This window comes from Corallococcus sp. AB038B (genome assembly GCF_003668955.1).
In the GTDB taxonomy this organism is placed as follows: Bacteria; Myxococcota; Myxococcia; order Myxococcales; family Myxococcaceae; genus Corallococcus; species Corallococcus exiguus.
Map to the genome: position 1 here is coordinate 1 of NZ_RAWO01000430.1, position 381 is coordinate 381.

1 pseudogene is annotated in these 381 nt (G+C 74.5%); it reads right to left on the reverse strand.

The features are described from left to right. Positions 1–297, reverse strand: a pseudogene (locus D7Y04_RS45005) (response regulator); the annotation flags it as partial. Between the last annotated feature and the right edge of the window lie 84 nt (positions 298–381).

Here is a 381-nt window from a genome sequence, read left to right on the forward strand (position 1 = left end):
GGCCGTCCCCGCGTCGACGGCGGCCGTCGGCGTGGCGGTCTCCGTCGGAGGGGGCGTCGGGTCCTTCTGGGGCTCAGGCGGCTTCACCGTGTCGACGGGGGTCGGCTGCTCCACCGGAGGCTTCGGCGCGGGCTCCTTCTCCTTCCCACCGGAGCCACCACCCACGACGACGACCGCGGCGACGGCGCCGATGAGCAGCACGCCGACGGCCACGTACAGGCCGGTGCGCTTGGGACGGACGGACTGGGCCAGCGCGGCGTCGGAGAGGTCCTCGTTCGACGCGGGGGTGGGCTTCACCTCGGCGGGCTTCGAGGCCGGCGCGGGCTTCGCCTCGACAGGCTTTGTCTCGACGGGCTTCGCTTCAGCGGGCTTCGGCTCGGC